This window comes from Escherichia sp. KCJ4928, assembly GCF_004352695.1.
Lineage (GTDB): Bacteria > Pseudomonadota > Gammaproteobacteria > Enterobacterales > Enterobacteriaceae > ECMA0423.
The window spans coordinates 1-2,707 of the sequence record NZ_SJWV01000318.1 but is presented as its reverse complement, the minus strand read 5'-3'; the positions used below and the strand labels follow the sequence as shown (position 1 = coordinate 2,707).

Sequence of the window (2,707 nt, the reverse complement as noted above, 5' to 3'; positions counted from 1 at the left end):
ATTAACATGATCGGAGATTAGTAATATGCGAATAACCATTTTGGCTTCCGTCGTCATTCCCTGTCTCGGGTTTTCAGCCAGTTGCATGGCCGCAGAGGATGTGATGATTGTCTCGGCATCCGGCTATGAGAAAAAACTGACTAATGCAGCCGCCAGTGTATCCGTGATCAATCAGGAGGAATTGCAGTCCAGTCAGTACCACGATCTGGCAGAGGCACTGAGATCAGTGGAGGGGGTAGATGTTGAAAGTGGTACGGGTAAAACCGGTGGGCTGGAAGTCAGCATTCGTGGAATGCCAGCCAGTTACACGCTGATACTAATTGATGGTGTCCGTCAGGGCGGGAGCAGTGACGTGACTCCCAACGGTTTTTCTGCCATGAATACAGGGTTCATGCCCCCTCTGGCCGCGATTGAGCGTATTGAGGTTATCAGAGGGCCTATGTCCACACTGTATGGCTCTGATGCAATAGGCGGTGTGGTGAATATCATTACCAAAAAGAATGCAGACAAATGGCATTCTTCCATCAACGCAGGGCTGAATCAGCAGGAAAGCAACAAATGGGGCAATAGCAGCCAGTTTAATTTCTGGAGCAGTGGCCCCCTTGTAGATGATTCTGTCAGCCTGCAGATCCGCGGCAGCACACAGCAGCGTCAGGGCTCATCGGTCACATCCCTGAGCGACACAGCAGCCACGCGTATTCCTTATCCCACGGAGTCACAGAATTATAATCTTGGAGCGCGTATTGACAGGAAGACTACGGAACAAGATATGCTCTGGTTTGATATGGATACCACTCGACAGCGTTATGATAACCGGGATGGTCAACTGGGCAGTCTGACAGGGGGATATGACCATACTCTGCGCTATGAGCGAAACAAAATTTCAGCTGGCTATGATCATGCTTTTACCTTCGGTACTTGGAAATCGTATCTGAACTGGAACGAGACGGAAAATAAAGGTCGTGAGCTTGTACGTAGTGTACTGAAGAGCGACAAATGGGGGCTTGCCGGTAAACCGCGGGAGCTTAAGGAGTCTAACCTTATCCTGAATTCATTGCTGCTTACCCCTCTGGGAGAATCTCATCTGGTTACTGTGGGGGGAGAGTATCAGAGTTCGTCCATGAAAGATGGGGTTGTCCTTGCCAGCACAGGTGAAACTTTCCGACAGAAAAGCTGGTCGGTATTTGCTGAGGATGAGTGGCATCTTACGGATGCTCTTGCGCTGACAGCAGGCAGTCGCTATGAACATCATGAGCAGTTCGGGGGACACTTCAGTCCGCGTGCATATCTGGTCTGGGACGTGACCGATGCCTGGACGCTGAAAGGCGGTGTGACCACGGGATATAAGGCTCCCAGCATGGGACAGTTACATAAGGGGATCAGCGGCGTATCCGGGCAGGGGCGTACGAATCTACTAGGTAACCCCGAACTGAAGCCGGAAGAGAGTGTAAGTTATGAAGCGGGGGTATATTACGATAACCTTGCCGGTCTGAATGCTAATATTACAGGCTTTATAACAGACTTCTCCAACAAGATTGTCTCTTATTCCATTGATGATAACACCAACAGCTATACAAACAGCGGAAAGGCTCGCTTACATGGTGTGGAATTTGCCGGCACATTGCCACTGTGGTCAGAGGATGTCACTCTATCGTTGAATTACACTTGGACTCAAAGTGAACAACGTGATGGTGATAACAAAGGTGCACCACTGAGCTATACTCCTGAACACATGGTGAATGCGAAACTGAACTGGCAGATCACCGAAGAAGTTGCCTCATGGCTGGGAGCTCGCTATCGCGATAAAACTCCACGCTTCACCCAGAATTATTCGTCGCTGAGTGCTGTACAGAAGAAAGTGTATGATGAGAAAGGAGAATACCTGAAAGCCTGGACTGTGGTGGATGCTGGTATGTCGTGGAAGGTGACGGACACCCTGGCGCTGAATGCTGCTGTGAATAATGTGCTCAACAAGGATTACAGTGATGTGAGCCTGTACCGTGCCGGCAGCAGCACACTTTATGCCGGTGATTACTTCCAGACGGGAGCCTCGACAACGGGCTATGTGATACCTGAGCGAAATTACTGGATGTCGCTGAACTATCAGTTCTGATAACAATAAAAATCCATTACTGATGGTAGCATACGTTGTCACTGTAGCTCCAGGCGGAACAGTGGCAACGTTTTAAGGTTAAGTGAATTTCCGACCCGCTAATGAGATTTCGGTAAATGTTAACGGAGAGATGTATTTACGCTCATTTATTGGTGAGATTTACGTTTCTGCCTCCGTGAGCGCACTGAACGCAATTTATCCGTTAGCAGGCATGAAAATGGCAAAAGCTCAAAGAGCGTAGTGTTAACCGTAAAATCCAGTTACTCTTTGCCCTCGTATCCATCGAGATAAACCGCAGAAATGGTGTCTGCCATTAGTTTCATTTTTTTCGGCGAAGGCATATCGCTGTTTGTGTATTTTCTGCCAGCAAAGGTTGTTGTACTCTGGAGTGAATGAAAAAATTTTTCTGAGTGGAATTCTTTTACACGTTGCTGTGCCATTTCAGCTGATACTCCGGCAGCTTTGTCTTTCACCCCCATATCCCGGAACTGCTGAAAGAATGGGATCATCATTCGTATGGTGTCTGCTTTCTGAGTGTAGAAGTTAGGATCAAAATCATCATCTGAAGCATAAACATAATGCCGGGTATGTCGT

Annotated in this window: 2 protein-coding genes; one reads left to right on the top strand and one right to left on the bottom strand. The window is 48.2% G+C overall.

The features are described 5' to 3' along the window. Positions 1 to 85 precede the first annotated feature (85 nt). Positions 86 to 2,113, top strand: coding sequence for a bifunctional siderophore receptor/adhesin Iha (iha, locus tag E0D98_RS23125; protein WP_346655062.1), 2,028 nt, complete (start codon positions 86 to 88; stop codon positions 2,111 to 2,113). A gap of 260 nt (positions 2,114 to 2,373) precedes the next feature. Here iha and E0D98_RS23120 read toward each other — a convergent pair. Next, positions 2,374 to 2,707 (bottom strand): Exc2 family lipoprotein (locus E0D98_RS23120; RefSeq protein ID WP_165941052.1); only part of this gene is annotated, 334 nt, incomplete at its 5' end.